Consider the following 25,416-nt stretch of genomic DNA (forward strand, 5'->3'; position numbering starts at 1 on the left):
AATGGTAACCGATTTCACGACAAATGTAACGCAAGTAAGACATGAAAAACAACAAATAAAGGAAGCATAATGGCACATTATTTTGGATTCGTACCTTCAGATAAATTAAAAGTATTAATCAGCGAGGCCGAACAAGTCGTTGCTTCAAATGAGCAAGTAGATTATTACCCTTACCGAGATGCGCTCACTCATCAGACAGCTCGTGATCTAACGGACAATTTGTTGGTTGGTTTGGTAGAGATTATTCCAAACCCTGAACGCCAAGCCGCGATGCGTAAAATCGTCACCATGATAGAGCGCTCAACCGATACCCTACTTAATATCTTACTTGGTAAAGAAAGTAACGAAGAAGTGCTTCCAAGCTTTCACTTTCTAAAAGACCAGGCAACTTTTATTGATAATGAAGGCGTAAAACGTATTGGCTTTAAATTGTCAGAAACAGATGCTAGAACTATCGTCGAAGGCTTTGCTGCTATCACACCAGAGCACGTAGATAGAGCCAAGTTTAAAACAGCGCTCGAAACCATGAATGACGCGACATTAACCCACTTCGTCAGCCGTTACGCTGAAACGTTAAAATTAGGTATGATCAAACGCAAATCAGTGCCAGTTGCCAAATCTGCGATTGATAAAGGGATGAATATGGCGCTTAACAAGCTACTACCTGATCTACCAAATGACTCGCTCAATCGTTTGGCGAATTATTACCGTCCATTTATCATTGAAAAACCAGAGTAATTGCTAAATTTTGACCAAATGGTCATATAACATTGGGAAAATTTACCAAAACTTGTTAAAATACTTGGCATTTTTCACCAAAGGTGCGCCCGATGACCCAAATCAGCAATCAAGAAATCGAAAAAACATTACGTAACTCAGAGTGCCTGATCAGCAGTATAGAAGTAGCGGCTGCTTATGAGCGTTTGGCTGCTCAGCTTAACCTACACTACGCTGGTCTGAACCCAATTGTGATGGTTGTTATGAACGGTGGATTAATTCCAGCTGGTCAACTATTGACGCATCTTACTTTCTACCATCGTATGCATTATATCCATGCGACACGCTATCGTGACAATGAAGGTACTAACGATCTTGATTGGAAATTCAAGCCTGATGTGAGTATCGAAGGTGAGCACGTCTTGTTGATTGATGATATTTTTGACGAAGGCATCACTCTAAAGGCTGTTGTCGAGGAGCTAAATAAAGAGAAACCATTATCTCTCGAATCTTGTGTGTTACTAAACAAGCAGCATGACCGCAAAGTTGCCGACTTTGATGTTGATTTCGTCGGTATTAATGTCGCAGATCGTTACGTCTATGGCTGCGGTATGGATTTCCATGGTTACTTGCGTCACCTGCCAGGTATCTATGCTATCAAAGAAGATAAGGTTTAAATCTTACCTCTAAATGACTAACAGTATTTAAGGTCAAAAAAAGCATCCAATTTGGATGCTTTTTTATGCTCAGAATGATAATCATAAGTACTCAAACTGTAGGGACAGACCGGTATGTCTTTCAGTCGGTGTTTGAACTGCCTTTTCAAAAGCGTGTTTTGTACTGTATATCGTTACCTGTTTTTTGGCGCGAGTCACTGCTGTATAAATAAGCTCCTTACTTAATAACCTTGCATGACTATCATCGAACGTAATCGCGACATGATCAAATTCAGATCCCTGCGACTTATGAATCGTCATAGCGTACGCAGTAGCGACTACCTCCTCGTTTAGTAGATTGACCGCAATCCCTTGTGTCTTATTTTCAAAAAACACTTCCAATCGACTTCTGTCATCTGATGTCTGTAAGCAAAAACCAATATCACCATTAAATAATCCTAATTCGTAGTTATTCTGCAAAATCATAATAGGGCGACCGTGGAACCATGTGTTTTGACCCAGTGGGAGCTTTAGTTCAGTGAGATGCCATTGGGTGAGATAATTATTAATGTAATGATCGCCCCACTCTCCATTATGGCCAGCAGTTAATACTCTGAATTCACTAAATATTTCCATCAATGATGCAATAGTGCTTTTTATTGACTCTGGCATAGATCTTTCTATCGGATTTCCCATCAGATTTTTTACTCTATTTATATATGGTCGGTAATTCTGCGCGATCCTTAGAGTATTCTTTTCTTTACTTAGGCTATTTTTTATTTGATTGCTTGATACAGATTCTATTTGCAACGTATCAACGTATTGGAAACTCAAGGCATCGTCATGTCTTAGTAATTGCCAAATAGTTTGAGGGTTTGTCTCTGCTCTATTGATTTGAGTAGCCAGCTTGCCAATACCTGAGTCCGCACCAAATCGACGGCTCTCAGTCAGCTCTGCATGAATGAGTTGTAGAGATGGTATACGGCATAAATCTGCCAATACTGCGCCTGCATCGACTGCTGCCAACTGATTAGCGTCTCCTAACAATATAAGTCTTGCCCCTGGTTTTACTGCACTCACCAAGTAATTAGCCAGCTCAACCCCTAGCATTGATGCTTCATCAACAATGATAATATCTTCGCCAAGTGGATTATCGGCATTGTAACGAGGTCTGCCCGTCCGCCCAATACCTAACAAACGGTGAATAGTTTTGGCTTCTTGCAGCTGCAAATCAATGCCCGCTGTATCCAAAGCAGCCTGCAAAGACTCTTGCATACGCTGTGTAGCCTTACCAGTCGGCGCTGCGAGTGCTAGACTCGCACTATCCGTACTAAATCTAATATTTTCAGAACCATCCCCTCTACTCTCTGTCGCTTGTTGCAGTGCAATAACTAATTGCGCAACGGTATATGTTTTACCTGTCCCTGGACCACCGGTAATGATACTAAACGCGTTGTTATTAGCGATATTAATCGCTTTTATTTGATTTTCGTGAAGACTTTCAGGTATGGCTATTGGTAAAGGACTTACTTTTTGATTCAAGATATTGTTAATATTTTTTGCCAAATTAAATTCGGCCTGCCATGCTCGATGTAGCCAAAAAGTAATGGAGTTTGTCGAATTTCTATTGTTAGTTACTTTGTAAATGATAGGTTGATTGTTATTACTTAGGCTATTTTCTTCATTGTTACTATTAGTGTTAGCCTTAACCTCAGCAAACAAATCATGCTTATTAACTAGGTTCATAAAAAAAGTAAAATCGGTATTTTTCAGTAGCTGAAATACCGTCGCAATCGTATAAAAACGCTTGGTTAGCATGTCCTTTTCATGATTACTTAGCGCCAACTGCATCCATAGCTGATCCCGCTTATCAAATAATGTGCTTAGCAATACAAATATCGACATTTCGGCGGTAGATTGATCCTCCTGTTGAGTATTTGATTTGGTATCTATGAGCGCAAAGATTGGCGTTGCTAGCATCTCTAATAACTGTTGCTGCCAAGCGTATAGTGTGACCGACTCATTATTGATTTCACCTTGCAATGGTACTTCATGCTTAGAGGACTCAATGGTCAATACGGTATGCCCCTCTTCCAAATGCGTCGCTAACATCATGAACAATGCGTTAAATAAATAACCGTCTTCTGTTTTATCGGCTTGTTTGCTCTCATTACTCGCCTTTAAATCCGTCGCGTCGTACGCTATACGCGTTTGCTCACGGCGTAGCAAAATATAATCACTGACATTACTAGCCCAGCTTTCTTGTAAGCCCATTACTGCACTGCTTTTATTATTATTGCTCATGATATATTTGTCTCTATTTTGACCTGTTTGATCTTTTTAGAATCTTTGATTAATAATAGTCGTTAAGTATGATCTACTAATCAGGTACACCAAACAGCCCATCTAAACCTTTGATAAAATCGATTGAAATATCCCACGTCACGAGTCCATAACGGCCGTTGTGTGGTGATTCGCTCGTTTTAATAGCCTCTTGTGATACGGTAGCAGCTGCTTGAGCGTTGGGGCTATATACCCCTCTTAGAAAGACATATTCTACCGCCCCTAAATACTTAGCCTCATTGCCTACATAATCAGCGATTCTCATTGAAAGGAATCGATGCAATGCTACTTGATAAATTGCTGCTTGTAGCCAATATCCTGCTTTGGACATGGCTTTTTTGAGTGTACCTTCATTGTAATCGCTTAGGCTATTTCCTAGAAAATTACTCTTATAATCGACCACATAGTACTTACCAGCATACTCATAAACCAAGTCGATTTCACCGCGCAAGTAACGATACAAGTGCGTTCTATTTTGCGGCACAAGATTGACATGTTTGTCTGTCTCATCCGGTAGATACTGTTGAAATAGCTTGCTGATATCTTCTGTTTTAAAGCGCTCTGACAACCCCATATTGAACTCTAATTCGGCAAATCGCTGTCCTGCATCCAGAGCATATAAGGGTTGATTGGAGGCCAATAGCGGAGTACGCAACACTTCTTCAATCCAAGCAATCAATGCCTCATGCTTTGCCGTATCTATTGAGTCAAGATGAAATAAGTCGCCCTCTCCTTCTCTCTTCCCCTGTGACCTACGGCTTTGATGCTCAGCACTACTATACACCAGCGGCAACTGATAACTACTCACTGCTCTATCGATCACCCCAGACCACTGCGATTTGTTTTTGAAGTCAATTTTTTCGAATATCTCATGCAAAAACGTACCTGCATTAGCACCTTTCACAAATGTAAAGCGAATATCCTCTTCTGACTTGAGACTTATCTCATCGACTTTTTCGAGAGACGTATCACTATCAAGGCTGCTATTAGGATAAGGCTCTAACGACACTGCAGCGTCTGCCATATCAATGTCTATCGCATCATCAATACGCTCATCAACAACCGCCATTGCTTGCGTTGATTCGTCTAGCTGGCGGGCCAAAGCGGTAAAGCTGGTCTTAGCCCAACCATAAAAATAGTTCGTTTTCATGACCTCAGCAAAAGGAACATACTCAATCGCTTCTGTCGTGGGTTCGATGGTAAGTTTGGTATCTGTTGACGTTACTGTTTTAGTATAGTGAATATCATAGAATTCGTTAATATTACGCCCTCTAAGCATGCCTATCGTGCCTTTTAGCCTATCAGGTAATTCAAATTTTGCTTCTGGAGAGTCAAACCAATAAAATGCTGGCTTCAACTCAAATCCTGTCTTATTACTAGGATCTCGCAACACCACATAAAGTTGTTCGCTAGCCCGCGTAAATGCCACATAACCAAGTCGGCGCAGCTCATCAAAGCCTTCTTTCGTTTCGATATCGGTATAATAATCCTCTACAGTAGCAGAGCCTTGCAATGGTGAGAAACGACGCTGATTACCTATCGATTGCCCTTGAGTAGATTGCTGTACTAACGCTGAAGGCGCTTGCTGAGCATTATATAGATACAGTCCATAGTCTTCTTTGTTGCCTGACTTCCTACTGGCATCTCCCATACCAAGTACATAGACGATGGGAAACTCAAGTCCTTTTGACTTATGAATAGTCATGAGCTGCACGCCAGACTCTGTGGGTAGCGGATACTGCTTGGCCCAATCGCTGTTGGGTGCGGCCTCTATGTGCTGTCTAAACCAAGCTAACAGCTCATGCTCACCCATGCCTAGGCCATACTGTGCCAATACATCCATCACATGGCGCAAATCCATGATATGTCGATCACCTTCTGGATGAGCGGCTAGTGCTTGCCAAACACCTTGTGACTGTATGGGGCTTTTATCTAGTAAGTAATGCAGTGCTGACAAAATACCAAAGTGCTGCCAACGCTGTGCGCCTTCTTTTAAATAAGTAATAAAATCCTGATAGCTCTTTTTATGTTCTATATTTTGAACATCGCTGCTATTTAGATTGATACTATTAAGTCTGTCGTCACTATCAACCACACCTGACTCATGATCCGTCATCATGGCTTTGATATCTTTGATACTCAGCCCATATAAATGACTGGTCAATACCCGATTGATCATGTCATGACGATACGGGTATAGCATGGCACTAAGTAGCGCTGCTACATCCTCTGCCATAATCGTTTCAAAGATGCTGACGTCACTGGTAGTTAGGGTTGGCATGCCCAGTTTGACTAGCTCATCTTCAACCTGTTTTAGGTCTTTTTTGGTACGGGCCAACACCCCAATGTCACTGGGCTGAATCGGCTGATCGTTTAATGTCTGACCACTACTGAGCAAAATAGCAATGTGACGAGCGGTGATTTCATACTCATCATAATCAAGCTCTGCCTCTTTACCATTAGGCAGGTGCAATACACTCACTGGCTGAGCAGAGAGAACGTCAGTCACCAAGCTACTATCTTTTGCGCCTGAATCTTTGAACCAAGACAATTTACTCTGCTCTTTTGCGGCTTTGCTGTGCTGATAATAAATACCACTGCCCAGCTGCGCCAGCTTGTTTTCAGCAGTTGTTGCTGTAGGTATACCAAACCAGCAGTTGAGTGCATTAATCAAGCTAAGGGTGGAGCGACGGTTGGTGTTGAGCGTCCAAATGGTACTTTTGTCAAACTGCGCTTTCATATAATTATAATTGGTCACATCACCGCCACGAAACCCATAGATCGCCTGCTTTGGGTCACCAACCAGTAGCAAAAACTCATGATTGGACTTTTTGGTGGTGGATTGCTTGTCATTATCCGACTGTTTGCGTTTACTCTTTGGCAAATAGATGCTTTCAATCATAATGGCTTGCTCGCCATTAATATCTTGCGACTCATCAATTAATGCAATTGGGTAATGGTGGCGTATATAACGCGCCAGCTTATCGCCTTGCCGACCCGTTAGTGCTTGGTTTAAGCGCACCATCTGTAGACTAAAGGTGGTCTCCCCTCGCTCCTCTAATATGACGGGCAGTCTGTTGCGTACGGCAAGAACGATATGACGGTTGAGATTGGCTAGAACCAATAAAATATGCTGATTTAACCCTTCGACCATATCTAAGAGCGCCATTAACTTATTGATGGTCTCTAACTCAAAAAGGGTCTGATGCTCTTTTTCTCTATCTTTATTGAAATTCTTAATTTTGCCATCTTCATTTGGATATCTGGCGTCTTGTAAAGCGGTCAGAATCTTATTGTCACGTTCATTCAAATGGCTGTTAAATGCTAGCTGATATTGCGCTATCTTTTGATGGACATCAACAAGTGCATCGAACTGTTTAAATAGATTGGAACGCCCATTAAATCCTTGAGATTTCCTATAATCGGGATTTAGATAGGGCTGAATATCTGCTAAATCTAACTGGGCAAACTCATGAATCAGCTTTTCATACGCATCAAAATCAAAACCTTGATCTAGTTTTATCTCATCAATCGGCGCAGAAATAAAATTCAGCGAGCGAGAAACGAATTTTTTATGATCACCTACTGCTGTCAGCTTACCTTGCTGATCCATAAGCGCATACAGTTTGGGCTGCTCGTGATATAAACGGCTTTGAAACTGACGCAGCTCATCATGAATAATACTATCGGTAACCTGCTCGATACTGCTGTCTTCGATAATCGCCATGCCTTGCTGATGACCGGTTTCACTACTGTATTCCTTCAGCCACTTTTGCGCCAAGCTATCGAGCGTCCCGACAAACAGTTTATCTAACGTGGTTAATACTAATGCGGTACGCCGGATCGCCTCCGCCATAGGATAGCTATACACATGATCAAGCAAATAACCGACCAAGTGCAGATTTATAGGGTCTTGCATGATGGTATCTAAGCGTGCGTGTTTGGCTTGCTCTTTTAACCATTTTTCACGCGCTTCTTTTATCTTTGCGCGCTTTTTTGTAGCTATCTGCTTATCATGCTCACGGTCTTGATTGAACTCATCAACGTCTGTCTGAGCATTTGAGTCAATACTTGAGTCATTAACTTCTGGTTTACCCTTGTTATTATTGTTATCGCCACTGTCAGGCAGTATCTGCAATAGGTTGGGATACAAGTTATCTTTATTACTGGTATCTGCACTCAGGTTATTGACCCACTGTAATAGCTGATAGAACTCTACCAGACGGTCGTGGATGCGCTGACGCATTTCGGCGGCGGCGGCTCGAGTGAAGGTGGTGGCAATGATTTGCTCTGGCGCACGCCGCGCTTCAATCAGTAGACGCAGCACAATGCCAGTCAGCGTCCAAGTCTTACCCGTACCTGCTGAGGCTTCGATAAGGTGCCGACCAGTTAAAGCAACAGCAACTGCTGGCGGCACCTCTTCTTTTGCCTTGGGCTCAGCTGTAGCATCTGAATGCTCATCAAATAAATTTGGTTGTGTAGAGATATCAACGGTGCTGGTTATGTCGGTAAAATCTGTCATATGGACGTATACTTTTAATTATTATCGATTAGATCAAAAGGATAAAAGAGACACTAAGGTCTAGCTATCCAATCCTTTTAGTGCCGCAAACATTGGCTCATACAGTGGTTGCGCCAAGGTGGTTAACGCCGCTGATAAGGCTCTAAAAGCATCTTGATCACGCAGTACATATTGCCAAATGGCATGCTGCGAGCAAGTGTCGTATACCATGTCTGAGTTATAATTAGGTCTTAGCCAGTCTGAGAAGTCTGCTCGTTTTGGCCAATAATTGCCACTTTCATTATCATCTGCTTGCGATTTTGAGCACTTAGCCAGATAATTGAGCGCATACTCAGGTAATAATGTGATGGGGGTTTGACCCGATAGGTTGCCAAAAATTGCCCATTTCATCAGTTCTATCACTGCATCTTCATAGACGATTGGGCTTAGTTTAAATGCGATGAAATTTTTGTAGGTATCTACTTTTGAGCTGGATTTATTAAAACGCCAAATACTCACGCCATCATCCAACGCCACTTGCTCAGCCGTGGTGCGTCTGGCTACTTGCCAGTATAGATGCGACAACCAAAACTTGAGTAGATGTTTTGGACTGGCAGAATTGGGCAGTATATTTAACCACTGCTTGGGTGACTGCTCAGCATAGCCACTTGTTTCTTGAGTATGGGTCTTTTCATTGTGAACATCCGATTGTGCCAATACTGGTGCTAATATTGGTACGGGGCCTTTTATCTTAATGGATTTAGGCAGGAGTTTAAGCCATGCGTCTATATCTATCTGACTGTTTGCATCGATATTTACACGATTAAGTACAGCTGACAGCTCTATCTGAACGGGGTGCTCTGCAGTGGGCGTCAGTAGATGCAAATCTGCCATACCCTCTGTTCTACCTATATTAGGTACAACACGCTCACCAAAACCATTAGCGATCAACTGCTCTTCAAATTCTAGACACTGCTGCTGTAATTGTTGTTGTTGATTGGGCAACGTGGTTTGGCGCGCCACCCCTGCTGGTATGATTTTCTGATACATCAACGTTGAGCTGTCTTGCTGAGCCGTATTATCAGTACGCTTATCGGCGGCCAACCCTTTAATTAAATGATCTTTAATCTGATAAGTTGTCAGGTGATCCAAAAACAATGGCTCTTGATGCGCCATCGCTTCCTCACCTTGTACCACATGCACTTTTTGAGACCGTAAAAACGCTTTGGCAGGGTGGCGCACTTGATACACCAACATACCTTCGACATCTATCTCCCCAATGTTAAATACGGTGTCACGCATCGCTTGGTTCATATCACTGACATCATTAGCAGTAACCAAAGTATCCAGTCCTAGCATATTGGCTAATGTAGACACGATTTGATGATCTATGTTCCCCAGTCTACCTAAGTTGTGACCCAGCATTTGAGCAATGGCTTCGTACTGTGTTTTTGTGGGCAAACCAATCAGTTGTGGATGACCGCTAGAGCTTCTTTTCTGTAGTGTCTCAAACACAGCTTGCCACAGCGGCGCCGGAGGGAATTGTTTTTTCTGAGCCAGTTTGGTTTTGCGCATGGCTTTATTTAGCAACCTATCTAGCTCATCGGCTGCAGTAGTATCAGGGTTACTATCCCTAACATCATCAGACGTATTGCTTGGATCAGCATTGACATCAGACATATCAGCTTTTCTTTCAGCAGCCCCTTCAATATCTGCTTCAAACAAGCTCTTGTGAAAAGGTAGTGCTGGATGCTCAGTGACCAGCCATTGCTTAATCAGCTTTGGTAAATAACGCTTAAGGCTTTCTGTCGTTGGATCAATACTTTCAGGCAGAGTATCAAGAGAGTTGACTTGCCACTGTACCTCACCTTGTAAGAACTGTAATAATTCACTTACTGGGTTAGCTGGCAGATGCTCGTGAGTGTCAGTCAGGCTTTGGCCATTGTAGAATATCCAACACGCACTACGCGCACATAGTAGCGCATCCAAAAATGCCCCATTATCATCATCCTCACTGACTCTATCACCGCGCCGTGAATTGGTCGCTTTCATCAAATCATATCGGTTGTCACGGTCACGCCCTGGGAATTCAGAGAGATCCATATTGAGCATAACCACCAGCTCAAAAGGGACGTTCCGTAGCGCACCAAATCGACCAAAAGTAATCACGCCCGTCGGCTCGGCACTGACTTGCTGGCTTTCAAGCTCAGCCTCGATACTATCGAGCATAAAGCTCAGCTTTAGCGGTAACTGCTCGACGCCTGCCAGCTTTTGCTCCACCTCTACTCTATTGCTATCACCACTGGAGTATTGTCTATAATGACGATTGGCACGTAAGCTCGATTTAAAACCATTCATGGCATTATAGATAGCGCGCATCGTACGCGTTTGATCGACATCGCCAAAGTATCGATGGATAACTTGGGTCTCAATCTGATCGAGCCAATCTTCCGCTTTCATTTTTTGTGTGTGGTCATCACGCCTTGCCACCAAACCCGTATAGATACGGCAAAGCGCTTCTACAATCATGGCATCATTTAGACTCACTTGCGCGAGTGGTAAGCTCATCTCAGGCACAGCCGTACTTGGCCATTCATCCTGAGCTAAAGGATATAAACAATCACTCAGACTCGCCTCTGGCATAACCAAACCTAGGGTCAATCTGTCTAACGCTTGTGCAAAGCTAAAGCGATAGTCATAGTCATTAACATCTAGGGTCTGCTTTAGATGCAGCTCGTCAAACCCGCGGATAAATCCAGCTTCCACCAACAAATCACAACCACGGCTCATTTGCTCATGGGTCAACCCAAAACTCTCAAATAAGGGCGGCAGCATCAGCCAGTCCAACACCTCAGCCGCTTCAAAACGAGCGCTATGACTGCCAAGCAGCTTATAAAACCCAATAATCGCTTCCCATAACTGGCGAATATCAGCATCGACAACACCAGTCACCTTAGCAGGCAAAGTCAGACCATCTTGTCCTCTGCCATTGACGAAAATAGAGCTAATTAGCGCATGATGACGCTCAACATCAGGTAACAACACCACAATGTCTGATATATGGCGTTTTTTCTCACCAGATTTGATGGGCTCATTGAGCCAGCGCCCAATCATAATGCGTAGTACTTCAAGCTGGCGCTGTAAATTATGACAAGAATGGACGCTTAGGCTATTGTCTTGAGAAGAGATAGCCCAAAAACGGTCTTTTTCAAAGCGCTTATTCTCTAGCACCTCATCGTCGTACCATGACGTTTCTTGCTCAAAATCCAATGCTATTTGGTTGCTGACGGCCTCTGAGACTTTTGCGGCTGTCGCTTGCTGGGTTGATTGCTCGTCAAGCATCAATACATCGTTTTGCAAACGGCGCAATAAACTTGGGCCGTTTTCTGCTGCTTGCAAACTAGCATCGTCATCACTATTACCGGTGCTGCCGTCAATGACGCTACCAGTTTCGCCGTCAAATTTATCACTAAAGTTATCTTGCCACTCCACCAGCGCCTCTTGGTATTGCTCATTACCTGATAAGTTGGCCAGCATGGCAAAAGTATCACGAGACTGTTTGCCTAAACGCGACAGTAAACTGTGCCCGTAATCACGTAAAAACACGCTTTGGGGATTAATGATCTGTTGGCGCTGTAGCCATGACTTATCGACAATATCTGCCCAAAATAACTTTGAGGGATTGTAGTGTAATAACGTGATGTTCATATATTTCGACAGGCGCTGCAAAAAGTCGAGCTCGGTCTGTGGCAACTGCTGAATGGTGAAAATACGTAATACTTTGGGCAACTGCTCACGTTCATTTGCTTTGTTATCTTTTAAGGCCGACCAAAAAGTATTCTCAATGGCCACACGGTGCTGATGTACATCCGCAAATAAATGCGACCATAAAAAGCGCTGTGCAATCTCTAACTCTACATAGTGCGCCACTAACCACTCGGGCGTACCGCGCGCATACTGATCAAAACGTAGGGACAACGCATCTTTATCTGCGATTAGCTTATCTACATCAAGTGGCTTGTTATCCGACCATAACGCCAGCCAATCCTCACGATGAGTCAAGTAACGGTTAAACACCCTTGCCAAGTCACTTGCCAGCTGCCAAATGCGCGCGTCTTGTTGCGCCTTATCTTGCTGTATCATATCTTGCCCCGCGCCTTCTTTTGGCTCATCGATCAAAGACGCCAATAACGGGTTCACAGGATGCGTGTCATCATTGACGATCAACGCTTGATAGTAGGTCAAGTATCCAAACAGTCGCCACTGCATCACCGTGGGCGACAGCACGGCAACTTCAGGCACGTTTAAGGTTGCTGCGTCAGGATTAACCTCTAATAAATAGGCATTATAGCGAGTTAGCACATCCTGCATAAGTGTCCACTGATACTGACCCCAAAATTTGGTACGCACCAATGTACTGATGCCAGCACGGCTAGCAATGGTTTTATCCAACCAATCGCCCAATACCATTGACGGTACAATAACAATAAAAGGTTCAAAAATATTCTGGCTCTTTGATTGATATTGCACCAGTAGCTGGTCAACGAGATTTTCGGTACGATGTGACTGAATGATAGTAAACATAGACAATAATCTGATTGGAATAAGCATGAGCGCTGAGGGCTACTGTGGTTACAGCTAACCTGTCAATCACTACGCTTGTAATAAAAGTGCCACAGAAAGTAGCAATGAAGCCCGAATTGATACTCATCAATACATCTTTGGCAGTCGTCACTATAATGCATTTCTGCTAGCATTATATGATGTACAATACGCTTTTATAAGCCACGTATATGCTCTGTCAGTGTGCCACTGATGTTCGATGTTTACCAGTATAGATGTCAGCATTATACTATCTTGCGACATCTAATGTCGCTTTGTAGCACTGCTCATCATTATGATAATAAAATATACATTGCCGCTCTTTTAAGTTATTTTCTATACCTTATTTCGACCTAACCTTCATTATCACGAGATGATTTAACATTATGCCTTTGCGTCCTATTGATGCCATTTTTGTTCATCCTAAACAACGTTTATACGTTGTTTACTATCGTGGTGAGCTATGGCAATTACCACGTATGAAAATCGATGATAAATCATGGCAAAACAGACGTCCTTATACTGACGACAGTGGTTCGCTTTATCTCAGCATCCACCAAGCCATTAGCGATCCTGTGTTGGCACAGAAACTACGTACATTAGATTTGCCTGTTGCAGTGCGTGGTAGTACTTTATCGCGTTTTGAAGCATGGTGGGAGGCACATGGGTTTAAATGGCTAAAAGACAAGCTTATGATCGGTCAGTCGCCATTGGCTGCACACCAAGCGACAGCCTATGCAAAAGCGATTGATAGCCAGCCTGCCTCGCTTAGTAATAACCGTACTGAGAATAAAACTCCAGCATCTACGCCTTCTTTTGTGAACACGGATATGTTTGCAGAGATGTTGACAGAGTTAACCAATGAAGTACTCGATCAAAAGCTTTGACTCAAGCCACATATCACCTATAGTGTCTTATGTAAATTTTGAACTGAATCCATTAATAAAAGAGCGGTAATATATGAAAGACTACAAGCTGCTACTGGCTGGGCTAATTTTATTGCTGCTAGCAATTTTTATCGCTCTGATTGCATGGTTGTGGACCCACAATCGTAAAAATATAGATCCGCTACCTATCATGGCAAGTGAGAATGAGTCTGCGACTGCCACAGGCGATGAGACTGTCAAAACTGTACCTGATAGTGTCCTATATGTCCGTGCAGCAGAAAGCCTGCAAGTGCCATTGGACGATATTATTGTCAGTTTTGAGTCTCGTTATCCTCATATTCAAGTGTTAGCAAGCTATGTGCCACCAAACACACTTTTGGCCTTATCAAATAATGATATCGCTGCTAACAACGACAGCGACGCCGCTTTTCATACAGACGTCATTATCGCAAATAATAGGCTATCGGCAGATCGTCTCGCGCCGTTACAAGCAGAGCTGACAGCGTCTCAACACCAAGATAACCAAAGTAAGGAAAACACCAATACAGTTATTACAGAGAATGAAACCGATAGCGGAAATACTGATAGTGAGCAGGCAACTACCGAGAACGATAATAAAGAGGCACGTACACTAACCTCCTTTAATTATGCCTTGAAAGATAAGCAGGAGCTCGAAGGCGTTGTTTTGACAGACCGTACTGTTGCCGTTAGTTTTCGCAATTTCTTACTCTCTAGTACGGGCCAAGGTATTTTAGAAAAATACGATTATTATAATATTAATGGTTATGAGAATAGCGTGAACGACTTGTTTCAACCAACATCACGGGCAAAAAAAGCATCAGGTGATAATCCAGTAGATGTCGCTGATGCTCTTAGCAATGGAGATAAATGACAAATTATCCCTATTTGTCTTTTGTTGATTGCTTTTATGGCGGCTTTTTCCTACAATGTCACTCCATAATGCGCCTATAGCTCAACAGGATAGAGCAGTTGCCTCCTAAGCGATCGATCCGAGTTCGAGTCTTGGTGGGCGCACCAACAATTATTATCATAAGTTATCATATAACCCCATAGCCTATACGCTGTGGGGTTTTTTGATGCCTTAACATATCACATCATAACCTTGCATAACGTAGCATACCTTTTCATAACACTATTTTAAAGGTATCCTAGCAGGTATCTGCAAATACCTTTAAACAGGATACCTTTAAAATGGCCAAAACCATTAAGGCCTTGACTGATACGCAAGTCAAGCAAGCGAAAACACAAGACAAGGCTTACAAGCTTGCAGATGGTGGCGGCATGTATTTGTATGTCACAAAGCTAGGTGCTAAATCTTGGCGAATGAATTATGTTAGGCCAATAACCAAGAAACATGCAACTATGACGCTGGGACTTTATCCTGATGTTACCTTGGCACAAGCGAGACAGCGACGATCAGAAGTACGCGCGCTATTGGCACAAGGCATCGATCCACAGCAGCAGAAAATCGATGATGAGCGCGAGCAAGAGCTATTATCTAACAATACATTCGCAGCGATAGCAGAAGATTACATGAGCCGTAAGCGCAACGTAAGCCCTGCTACTATCACAAATAACAATAGACAGCTTAAGCGGCTGAATAAGTACATTGGTGACATGGTTATTACCGACATCAAGCCGATTGACGTATTGAAAGCCTGTCGTAGCGCTGAAGCGCAAGGTTATTATGAGACAGCAATCAAGATGCGGACGATTGCGGGCCAAGTATTTAGGTATGGCGTTCAAACTGCTAGATGCGAGCGTGACGTAACTCAGGATTTGATAGGCGCATTACAGGCCCCAACGACAAAACATCATCCGACCATTACGGACCCAAAAGAATTGGGTGTGCTGCTAAATGCGATTGAGACCTACGAAGGTAGTTTTGAAGTATGCACAGCTATTAAGTTAATGCCTATGCTATTTGTGCGTAGCGGTGAATTGCGTTATGCACTGTGGAATGACTTCGACCTTGACGCAGGAACTTGGACCTTTACGCCACGCAAGACACAAAGGCGAACTGGCCTATCATTAATAGTGCCATTGCCAACACAAGCTATTGAGTTGATCCGCGAATTATCACTACATGCTCGCAGCAAGTACCTGTTCCCTGCCATTCATACGACTGTACAACCGATGAGCGAAAACACCATGAATCAGGCGTTAAAGCGATTAGGTTATGATGGGACCAAACAGACGATACATGGATTTAGAGCTACTGCCCGAACATTGATTGTTGAGAAATTGAAATATCCTGAAAACTTGGTTGAGATGCAGTTGGGCCACAATGTTCGTGACATGCATGGTCGTGCTTATAATCGAACCATCTTCCTTGATGAGCGACGCGAAATGATGCAAAAGTGGGCTGATTATCTTGATGAATTAAAATCAGCTGCCAATTAACTCTTGCTGAATTTTGTTATTCAGTGGAGATGGCGGGAGTTGAACCCGATTACATCACATTCTATCACACGCTATCAAAAACGTACTTAGTAATATCAATGACTTACGAAAAGCGAATGTGATTACATGTGATAGTATTTGATAGCAGGCTGTCAAAAATCATGTCACAGATTAATTATCTGATGCTGCAAAACGCAAATTGCCAGCTACTCTCCTCGCCCAACCTTTACCAAAACTAATCCATCCGCGTAAGCCAGTATAAAACTCAATACGCTCAGCATTAAATAAGAACACTACATCATTTTTATCCATCGCTGCAACTGCTGCCAGCGTCCGTGGACCAATCAAACCATCAGCACTTGCACCGACTGCTCGTTGTAGAAACTTAACAGATTGGCGATTGCCATGGTTATATGCTGCATCTGTTAACTGCCATGCAATTAACCGATCTAGCTCATCACCTTTAACCGCTTTATAGTATGACTGCTCTGTTATTTGCTTTGCAAGTGACTTTGGTAGCTTGCGCATATCTCCCCAATAGCCATGTGCGTTAGCGACACGCTTAGTCACACCATACATAGTTTCGCCGCCAGGGTCGTCTGGGTGATTGACATAACCGCCTTCATGATCCATCAATCTATCAAAAATCATATCGTAAATACTCATAGCCTGTACCTTATCTTAGACATTAAAAAAGCCTCAATATTGAGGCTGTGATTAATGTGGTTTATTATTTATCTATGTTTTCAACTACTTTTTCACCGATCTTTTCAGCAACTTGCGCTGCAAACTTCGGACTTACAATATCTAGTGCAACAAGCAAGTAACCAGAAAACGCACCTGCTGGAATTGATATTAAGCAAAGCGGTAGTAAGTAAGTCAGACCGAATTTCTTTTGCAGCACCTCAGCGATCGCGCTACCTGCTACAATCGCTGTGAAAATTAGAATTATCGATATTTTTACGTCGTAGCCCTTTTTGTTAATGCCATAAATACCGCCAACAAAGCCGCCAAACATGCCGAATATTACCTGTGGAGTGAATGAGGTGATAACTTCTGATGCCAAGCTCATTACGCCTCCTTAGTAGTGACTCGCTCTTTTAAAATCGCTCGCTTGATGATCTTGTTGCCTGTGAAAAACATCGCTGCTGCCCATATGCCAAAGATGACTGTAGCCGGTGTTATCAGGCCGTGTTGGGCGGCATAGTAAGCACCTGTGATCACACCCCACGCTAATGATGATGCTATCTGACAAAGTCCACTGGCTTTGACTGCTCTTAGTGATGGCACTAGCATTGCTATCACCTGTAGGACGCCTAAAACAAAAAATGCCACAAACCACCAAATAGATACTGAGTCAAAAACCCTATAGCTGGGCATTGCTAATCCACCCGTATCGAAAGCCTTGTTGCAGATAAAAACAAGGCTAAAGCTCAGTATAAATAGCGCATTGACAGCCTCAGCAAACGTAATGCTGATAGCCAAGTATCGTTTAAATTTAGCAAGTATTTTGCTTGTTTTTCTGGCAGATTCCGATTTACATAGCCATTTATTGAATAAAAACATCCTTAACAGTGTTTGTTTGATGTCCATAAGAACCCTCGAATTTTAGTCGTAAAAAAACCTGCTATTTAGCAGGTTCGGTCGTCCATTTGTCGTCCATCCAATACCATTGCTGGTCGTAGTCTGGCGGCGGGGTTAATACAAAGTCTTTGTCATTGCCCAAATTACTTAAAATAACGTCAATACTGCCAGTATCTTCATACAAAAATCTATTATCAAGCAAGCTGTAGATGTATAGCTTTATCATTTTTTCACTCCTGTTAACTGTAGTGTTACGCCGCTTACTTCTATGTACGCCTTCTCAGACCAAGGGTTGCTATTGCCCAAAACCCTAATCCATAGTGAGTAGACAACATCTGTGCCTATAACGCCTGCAACTGTCGGAAAGGTGACGTATTCAAGCTCGGTAACTAGATATGTATCACCGTTTATTACAGGCCGACTGGTAATTCGCCACCCCTTCCATGTTCGTAACACATCGTTATCAGCCCTTAACTCTATTCGTAGATCGCTACCTGTTTGCGCCTGAAAGCTCTTTACATAATCAAGACCAACCACCACGGCCACCATGCCCTCGGTTGTACCTAATGTAGCTTCCGCTATCTTAGTGTATTGGTCTTGAGCTGCTGGATAGTTAATACGAGGCACTGTGGGTATGTAGCGCAGAATAGGCACGGTGACAGCATTACCTGCAATCTGCAAAGTGTCCACGGCTAAATTAGCAATCTTACCGGTCGTCACTGCCAAGTTATCAATGTTGGCTGATTTAACTGCTAAATTATCAATTTTGGCGGTTGTAATTGCAGCATCGCCTATCTTAGCGGTAGTGATTGTACCGTTTGCAATATAGGCGTCTCTAATATATGTGCCAATTGGGACGATCACACCATTGATTGTCTGACTCGTAGTGTAATGCACAAAACCTAACGACTCGCTACCATCAGATGCGCCGATATAAAACTCATCTGCACGTACAGCAAACGTACCAGTTTTACCGTCGTTGTACGTACCTACGCCGACAACATGCCCGTTCACATCTAACACGGTGGTTGACTGAGCGCTCAGTCCGTCAGTTACCTGGTTGACAGTCTGTATGCTCGCTGTGTTATCACCGACCGTCGTTTGTAGCATCTCAACTGCGGACGCTGTAGCGCTGCTCTCGTCAGTGACGGCGGTTAGCTGAGTTTGTATCGTTGCGATGTTGCTCGTGGCAGTATTTGCTTTACTTAGTGCGTCATTAGCAGTCGATTGCGCAGCATTTGCTGCCGCCTGCGCATCAATAGCAGCTTTATCAGTGACGGCAACCCAAGCTGAGCCATCCCAACGCTTAGGTGTATTTTTTCCTCCTGTTGTATCAATCCATAAGTTTTGTGATAGTTGACGGGCAGCCGCTGGAGTCTGCCATTGATAAATGACCTCGCCTTTATTGCCTGCAAGTGTTGCCGCATTGGTAGCCGCCGCTTGAGCAGCATTAGCGACCGCCGTTGCTGCTGCCTCGGCGGCGTCTGCTTTGGCTTGCGCATCGACCTTAGCATCTGCCAGTGCCGCATCTGCTTTGTTTTTAGCATCAAGTGCCGCCGCTGCTTTGGCTGCACTCTCTGCCGCATTAGCCTTGTCAGTTGCATCGTTTGATGCCGCTGCTTGAGCTGCATCAGCTTTGGCTTGCGCTTGAGCATCAGCGTATGATTTAGCTGCTGCCTCTGCCGCATCTGCTTTAGCCTGTGCATCATTAATCGCTTGGTCGGCTGTACTTTGCGCTGTCGCTGTCGATGATTGCACGGTATCGATACGCTGGCTGATTGCACTGTCAGCGTTTGCGCGTGTCGTCGCCTCGGTTGTGATAGCGGCGGTATTGTTATTAGCTTTAGATTGTAACGTGCTAATATCAGACGCTAGAGCACTATCGGCATCGGTACGCGCCGTTGTCTCACTTACAATCGCAGCAGTATTATCGTTAGATTTGGACACAACAACATCAATACGATTAGATAAAGCCGTGTCAGCGCTCGTGCGTGCTGTAGACTCAGTCGTGATTGCTGCTGTGTTGCTATCAGTTTTGCTAACAAGTGTGTCGATCCGACCAGATAGAGCACTATCAGCCGTAGTGCGCGCCGTTGTCTCGCTTGTGATAGCTGCGGTGTTAGTGCCTGTAGTTGCTTGTAGTGCTGTAACTTCACTAGCAACGGCACTAATGGCTGTAGTGCGAGCATTGCGCTCAACTACTATCGCAGCGGCATTATCGCCAGTACTCACTTTTAGCGCTGTAACATCCGATGCAAGCGCCTCATCTTTAGTTGCCAGCGTTTCGAGAGTCTGTGTGATAGTCGCATTGCTATTAGCAACATCAGATTGCAGCACAGTGATGCGCTCATTGGCTGCATAGTTGTCGCGTGCGACAGTTTTCCAGTAAGTCCATTGTATTGATCGGCTTGCATCTGCATAGCGTGATGCGTCCGCATAACGGGGCTTGTAATCTGCTTTGATGACATTGATTTGCTCGACCTGAGCGCTGTCTGCATTGGTACGAGCAGTTGTTTCAGCAGTAATAGCGGCACTGTTATCATTTGTCTTAGCTGACACTGTATCAAGACGTGATGATAGGGCAGTATCTGCATTAGTGCGCGCCGTCTGCTCAGCTGTGATAGCAGCCGTATTGTCACCTGTTTTGGCGACCGCAGTATCAATGCGAGTTGATAAAGCGCTGTCTGCATTGGTACGAGCAGTTGTTTCATTAGCAATGGCTGCTGTGTTGTCTCCCGTTTTAGCGACAGCGGTATCAATGCGCGTCGATAGTGAGCTATCGGCATCTTTGAGCTGCTGCACATCAGTTGCAAAGCCCTCATCAAGCGCGGTTAGAGCGTCAATACGCGTCTTACGCTCGTTGTCTATCGCGTTGTTAGCAGCTAAAATATCATTAATGCGCTGTTGAGCCTCAGCACTGATCGCGGTTGCATTGTTGATAATAGCGGTATCAAGATTTGTAATATCGTCAATACGCTGCTGCGTCTCATTGCTGATAGCAGTCTCGTTTTGCTCGATTTTGTCAATCTTTGCGCCCAAATCTTGATATAACTGAGACTCAGTGATTTTGCCGTCCAGTAAATCCAAAACTTTATCAGCAGACGCATCAGTCGTGCCCGTCACCCAGTTCGACCAGTCAGATTTAAAACCTAGCTTATCAACCAGTCGCGCACGATATGACTGCGACAAGTTGCCTTGCAGTCCTGTCACTGTATGGCTGTTCGTTGGATAGCTGTATTGGCCTAATAGCTTGACGTTAGTGTTTGGGGCACTGCCAGTCTCGATCTCGGTGTAAGCCGCATCACTTGAGCCACTCGCAAAGCCCCATTTGATTTCCATGCCAAACAAGATGCCGGTTGCTGTCAAGCCAACGATGGTAGGTGGTAAACCAACCTTGCCTTGTATTTCTGTTAACACTGCTGTTGTTGGCTGTGATTGCACCTCAAACGCCGATACCGAGCGTACACGTGCTAGGTAGTTACCACTGTAAACGCCTTCGATTTCGACGGAGACATTGCCTGTACGCGGCACTTTCACCCAGCTGCCATCGTCTTTGCGCCATTCAACGTCATAAGCAACCGCGCCTGATACTTGCGCCCATGCAATAATGAGCGTCGCTATCGTCTGGCCCTGCACAACGCGGTGACGACTGGTGATCGTCACACTCGCTGGTGCATCGACCACATCAGGATTGACGATAGTGATATTGGTTGGCTTAACGTCGGTGCCAAAATCAATAGCAGGGAACTTTTGTGGCTCATGCTGAATCGCTGTGATTGCAAATGTCGTTTCATCATTTTTAGCAATCGACATGACGCGAAAGCGCATGAGCTTTAAATCTGCTGTCTCGATCGCCCAAACGTTCTCTTTCTCGGCGGCGGTAAATGCGGCGTTAAGCGTTATCTTGCGACCTGACACTGACTTAATAGTGCGACGCTCTGATTGACCGCCACCGCCATTGACGATGAGTACGTCACCAGCATTAGCGACCACATCTCGATCAAGGGTCACGACATACTGAGCATCGCTAACAGCAGACACACGGCCACCATTGGCACGACCGGCGAACAGCTCATCACTCACGTTAATAATGTTACCCACAGCAGGTATGAAGCCATCTAAGCCAACACCAAATGATACCTGGCGTGTCTCTAATTGCTCAGTTTTTAGCGCCCAAAGTCCAGCCCGTTGAGCCTGTGCTTGACTGGTACAACCAAACGCGGATAAATCCAGCACTTTAACGCCAAATTTCGCCATGGCTTTTTCGTCACGTACATACTCGTATTCTGTCTCAAAGCCATTAAGAGGATTGTCCCAAGCGACTTTTGCTAGTGTGTGCCGGTCACGCGCACGTGTGCCAGTATATTCAAAATTGCCGTCAATGACGTTGGCGCGTGAGAATGTATAAACGGGGTCCTGCGGTACGTCTGCATCAAGTACCACCTGCTCACCGTTCCAGTAGCTCATGGCGCGGAAAATACCGCCGATGTTTTGTAGTACCTGGTAAGCATCAACTTGCTTTTGCAAATAGACATTACACGTAAATCGTGGCTCTAACCCGCCTTTGCCGTCTGATACCATCTGATCACAGTATTGGCCAAGCGCATACAACGACCATTTATCAATCATTGTGATGTCTAAACGCTCGCCCAAGCCAAAGCGCCATTGAGTGCACAAGTAAAAATATGCCCATGCAGGGTTATTGCTATAGGCATCTTTAAACGTACCGTCCCAAATGCCAGTATAAACGCGAGTAACTGGGTCGTAATTGCTAGGCACACGCATAATTGACCCACGTACATGGGCTTCTAGTTTAGCGATACTGCTAAATGTTTCTCCGTTGTACTGTAAGCCGAGCAGTGCGGTATTTGGGTAGCGTAGCTTAACGTCAATAACTTCAGCGACTGCATCAATAAACATATCGTCTTGTATGTACTCGCTGTCACTGTTTGGTGTGATGCGTCTGACACGTATCTGCCAGCCAGTTGTTGATTTAGGTAAGTCGATACGGTGCGTGCGCTCATACCCTGCGCTAGTCTTGTCCTCAATTTTGGTATTAAGCACCTCAACGTAAGCACCGCCATTGGTCTGCAAGTCAATCGCGTATTGGATTTTATAACCTTTAACATCACCGTCATCTGAGTCAGTTTTCGACAATCGATTCCACTTGAAGCGCACTCGCACTGCGCTCAACTGCGTGTCAGTAAACGCTTTAATCCACGGAGTATCGCTGCGTAGCTCAACATTGATGGGTGTCTCATTCGATACATCAGGAAAGCCTTTGATGTACTCTTGCTCGTTTGTGCCATGTCTAAAATCCCATGTCACGCCATCAAAGTTGCTGTTACCTGCATCATCGAGTAATGGCGTACCGTCTAAGCGGATTGACTTACCGCCATCGACCAAGCCATAAATTTCACCCTCAGCTAAGCCATACAATAGTTTTGCGGTACTGGTACTTGCTACTGAGTCTTTAGCGATTGACGGCTTACGTGGCTTATCCTGTCCTGCTTTAGCGCCTTTAATTGCTGACATTATTGATTATCCTCTGTATAGATGCCTGCTGAGCAGATAAAGCCGCCTATGTAACGCTCGCCTATCAGAATAGGTACTGGATTGCCTTGCGCTACTGTAGTGACCGCACCGCCAAAACCGTAGTTTGCCCTGTTACCGTCCTCGTCTTGCTCACCAAGCTCAGGTGTTGGCATGAGTAGTGACGCTGCACCGCCAATCATCAAACCGACACCTGCGCTAATTAGAGCTGGGTTACCGCCCATAACCACACCAACACCAACCAACACATATCCAGCAACAACTTGCAGCCAGCCAAACGCATCGCCACCTGCGCCCATGATTTTTGGCACAATATGAATAACGCTGGCTGCTGTCATGTTATCGATGTCGTTTTCACCTAGATTGCCTTGTTCGTTTACTTCATCAGCAAAAACAGCAAAGCGCATACCTTCTTGATCAGCACGTAGCATAAACTTCTTAAATTCGGGTAATTGTGAGGCGATAGCGTGCGTCGCCTCGCGTGCGGACTGGATATCTAAGCGAAAAAACTCACCAAATTTGTCAGCAAGTACGCCGTGCAGGTGGATAGTTTTCATAAATTGCGCCCATAAAAAAGCCGCTAATTTAAGCGACTTGTGTTATTTGATTAGTGATTTATGTCTGATGATAATTGCAGCACGCCTTTGCCATTGCTCGCCGTATATTTCACGTATCGACTCACGGTTATAGGGGTGATGTAATACCAAGCTGTCACCGATAACCTTGTCTGTGCGCTCAGATTTGAGCTGACCGTCACCGATAAATACAAGGGCGTGGTTCACATGCTCAGTGCGCCCCAATCTGCACAGTATCAAATCGTGCTTTTGGATTGTATCAACCTCAACAAATCCTTCAGCTTTAAAGTTATTAAGGTATAAGGGCTTGCTGTCTGCTGATTCCCACCAAGCGTCTGAACGCTCGTAATCACTCAGCGTTATACCAAGCTCACGTTGATAGTAGTCTTTAACGAGTGTGTAGCAGTCCATTAAACCATGATGATATTCACGGCCCAACAAAGGCGCTTGGTAGCCGTCTGGCTTGTGTAGTTCAACGTCGATACCGTTGGTGAGTACCCAGGGCTTACCATGTAGATTCATTTGTACGCGATCAGGCATCGATGGCTGACAGCTGCCGTCTGGATGACTATGCACGTAGGCTTTGATTGCGCCTTCTTTTGATGCGCCAACCAAATCAATCGGACATATCTCAAACTGGGCATCATCAGCAGCTATATTGGTGCAGGGTATGTATTCTTTACCCACAATCACACCGCAAGCCTCACGCGGATAGTCAGCGATAGCATGAGCAATGATCGCTTTTTTAATCGATTTGGTTAACATGATTTATCCTGATATCAATGATGAGCTGGGGAAGCCGCCAAATGGTAAAGGGTTATTATCACCAAATCGCAATCGACAATCTGAGAGCCTACCGCCACATTTATCTTTTGATGGATCGTCGGTTGGTGTGCCGTCCTCTGTAAACATTGCCGTTCCCGTATAACCACACTCTTGACCGCGATAACGACCATGCACCGCCCAATGACAAAACGATGTGATATCACGGCTTGGTATACGAGCACCTTCAAAATCAACAGGGTTTGATAGCTCAAACGTGACTGCGCTGGCGTTCTCACTGGTTTTTTGCTCAACGTACCAAAGCTGCTTGCGATACTCATTAGCGGCTTGTGGATTGCCATCCGTAAAGTTTGTAGCGTCCAAATATTTAGCAAGCGTATTAATAACGGTCAACTTAGCCCCTGCAAAGTCATCAAATTGCAGACACATAGCACTAATCGCACCTTGTACACCGTCGATATTGTTAGCCAGTACAAGGCTTGGTGTTGATGCACGACCATCGCCGCGCATCTCAAGCCCGTCTGATTGGATTGGTATTGGATTGTAGACGTTACCTTGCCAGATCAAATCGCGCTTAACGATATCCTCGGTGCCGGTGTTGGTCACACGATATGAGCTATCTGTAAATTCAGACTTATTTGCAAACTTAAACAGATATTGCCAATCCTCAAAGCTCACATGACCGTGCCACCGCATGATGCCAGCGCCTAATTTAGTAGCATCTAATTCGTAGAGCGTAATAAGACCTGTGACTGACAGCTTTTGTAAGTCTGATTCGAGCATAATCAATC

General features: G+C 44.4%; 16 protein-coding genes and 1 tRNA gene. 6 read left to right on the top strand and 11 right to left on the bottom strand.

Annotated features, from left to right (window positions below; all coding sequences use genetic code 11):
• Nucleotides 1-69: 69 nt before the first annotated feature.
• Together QO189_RS07255 and QO189_RS07260 are read left to right on the top strand one after the other, a co-directional pair.
• Nucleotides 70-738 (top strand): hypothetical protein, encoded by a 669-nt coding sequence (locus tag QO189_RS07255; protein WP_371532171.1) that lies wholly within the window; start codon nt 70-72, stop codon nt 736-738.
• Nucleotides 739-830: 92 nt separating this feature from the next.
• Nucleotides 831-1,394 carry a hypoxanthine-guanine phosphoribosyltransferase gene (locus QO189_RS07260; protein ID WP_290176904.1) on the top strand — a complete coding sequence of 188 codons (564 nt, stop codon included), beginning with the start codon at nt 831-833 and terminating at the stop codon, nt 1,392-1,394.
• Between the two features lie 81 nt (nt 1,395-1,475).
• Here QO189_RS07260 and recD read toward each other — a convergent pair whose 3' ends face one another.
• The 3 genes from recD to QO189_RS07275 all read right to left on the bottom strand — a co-directional run bounded on the left by recD (nt 1,476) and on the right by QO189_RS07275 (nt 12,801).
• Nucleotides 1,476-3,680, bottom strand: a complete 2,205-nt coding sequence (gene recD, locus QO189_RS07265; protein ID WP_371532325.1) for an exodeoxyribonuclease V subunit alpha — start codon at nt 3,678-3,680, stop codon at nt 1,476-1,478.
• A gap of 73 nt (nt 3,681-3,753) precedes the next feature.
• Nucleotides 3,754-8,238 carry a UvrD-helicase domain-containing protein gene (locus QO189_RS07270; RefSeq protein ID WP_371532172.1) on the bottom strand — a complete coding sequence of 1,495 codons (4,485 nt, stop codon included), beginning with the start codon at nt 8,236-8,238 and terminating at the stop codon, nt 3,754-3,756.
• Nucleotides 8,239-8,298: 60 nt separating this feature from the next.
• On the bottom strand, nt 8,299-12,801 hold the full coding sequence (locus QO189_RS07275; RefSeq protein ID WP_371532173.1) for an exodeoxyribonuclease V subunit gamma: 4,503 nt from the start codon (nt 12,799-12,801) through the stop codon (nt 8,299-8,301).
• A 404-nt stretch (nt 12,802-13,205) separates the two neighbouring features.
• Between QO189_RS07275 and QO189_RS07280 the strand changes: the two genes are divergently transcribed.
• The 4 genes from QO189_RS07280 to QO189_RS07295 all read left to right on the top strand — a co-directional run bounded on the left by QO189_RS07280 (nt 13,206) and on the right by QO189_RS07295 (nt 16,130).
• Nucleotides 13,206-13,706: a hypothetical protein gene (locus QO189_RS07280; protein WP_371532174.1), complete on the top strand. Its 501-nt coding sequence runs from the start codon at nt 13,206-13,208 to the stop codon at nt 13,704-13,706.
• Nucleotides 13,707-13,779: 73 nt separating this feature from the next.
• Nucleotides 13,780-14,598: a hypothetical protein gene (locus tag QO189_RS07285; protein WP_371532175.1), complete on the top strand. Its 819-nt coding sequence runs from the start codon at nt 13,780-13,782 to the stop codon at nt 14,596-14,598.
• Between the two features lie 70 nt (nt 14,599-14,668).
• A tRNA-Arg gene (locus tag QO189_RS07290) sits at nt 14,669-14,744 on the top strand.
• A gap of 174 nt (nt 14,745-14,918) precedes the next feature.
• Nucleotides 14,919-16,130 carry a tyrosine-type recombinase/integrase gene (locus tag QO189_RS07295; RefSeq protein WP_371532176.1) on the top strand — a complete coding sequence of 404 codons (1,212 nt, stop codon included), beginning with the start codon at nt 14,919-14,921 and terminating at the stop codon, nt 16,128-16,130.
• Nucleotides 16,131-16,301: 171 nt separating this feature from the next.
• Here QO189_RS07295 and QO189_RS07300 read toward each other — a convergent pair whose 3' ends face one another.
• From QO189_RS07300 to QO189_RS07335, 8 genes are all read right to left on the bottom strand, one after another.
• A complete protein-coding gene (locus tag QO189_RS07300) occupies nt 16,302-16,796 on the bottom strand; it encodes a glycoside hydrolase family 108 protein (protein ID WP_371532177.1) in 495 nt (164 codons plus the stop codon).
• A 64-nt stretch (nt 16,797-16,860) separates the two neighbouring features.
• Nucleotides 16,861-17,202 (bottom strand): hypothetical protein, encoded by a 342-nt coding sequence (locus QO189_RS07305; RefSeq protein WP_371532178.1) that lies wholly within the window; start codon nt 17,200-17,202, stop codon nt 16,861-16,863.
• Entirely contained in the window at nt 17,202-17,723 is a 522-nt protein-coding gene (locus QO189_RS07310; protein ID WP_371532179.1) for a hypothetical protein, read from the bottom strand. The genes QO189_RS07305 and QO189_RS07310 overlap by 1 nt, the downstream gene beginning before the upstream one ends.
• Before the next feature lie 34 nt (nt 17,724-17,757).
• The gene (locus QO189_RS07315) at nt 17,758-17,940 is read right to left on the bottom strand and encodes a hypothetical protein (RefSeq protein ID WP_371532180.1); all 183 of its coding nucleotides are present in this window, start codon (nt 17,938-17,940) and stop codon (nt 17,758-17,760) included.
• Entirely contained in the window at nt 17,937-23,249 is a 5,313-nt protein-coding gene (locus QO189_RS07320) for a phage tail protein (RefSeq protein WP_371532181.1), read from the bottom strand. The genes QO189_RS07315 and QO189_RS07320 overlap by 4 nt, the downstream gene beginning before the upstream one ends.
• Nucleotides 23,249-23,824 carry a tail assembly protein gene (locus QO189_RS07325; protein ID WP_371532182.1) on the bottom strand — a complete coding sequence of 192 codons (576 nt, stop codon included), beginning with the start codon at nt 23,822-23,824 and terminating at the stop codon, nt 23,249-23,251. The genes QO189_RS07320 and QO189_RS07325 overlap by 1 nt, the downstream gene beginning before the upstream one ends.
• 42 nt (nt 23,825-23,866) lie before the next feature.
• Nucleotides 23,867-24,610, bottom strand: a complete 744-nt coding sequence (locus tag QO189_RS07330) for a C40 family peptidase (RefSeq protein WP_371532326.1) — start codon at nt 24,608-24,610, stop codon at nt 23,867-23,869.
• The gene (locus tag QO189_RS07335) at nt 24,611-25,411 is read right to left on the bottom strand and encodes a phage minor tail protein L (protein WP_371532327.1); all 801 of its coding nucleotides are present in this window, start codon (nt 25,409-25,411) and stop codon (nt 24,611-24,613) included.
• Nucleotides 25,412-25,416 lie beyond the last annotated feature (5 nt).

Source organism: Psychrobacter sp. Arc29 (genome assembly GCF_041431175.1).
In the GTDB taxonomy this organism is placed as follows: Bacteria; Pseudomonadota; Gammaproteobacteria; order Pseudomonadales; family Moraxellaceae; genus Psychrobacter.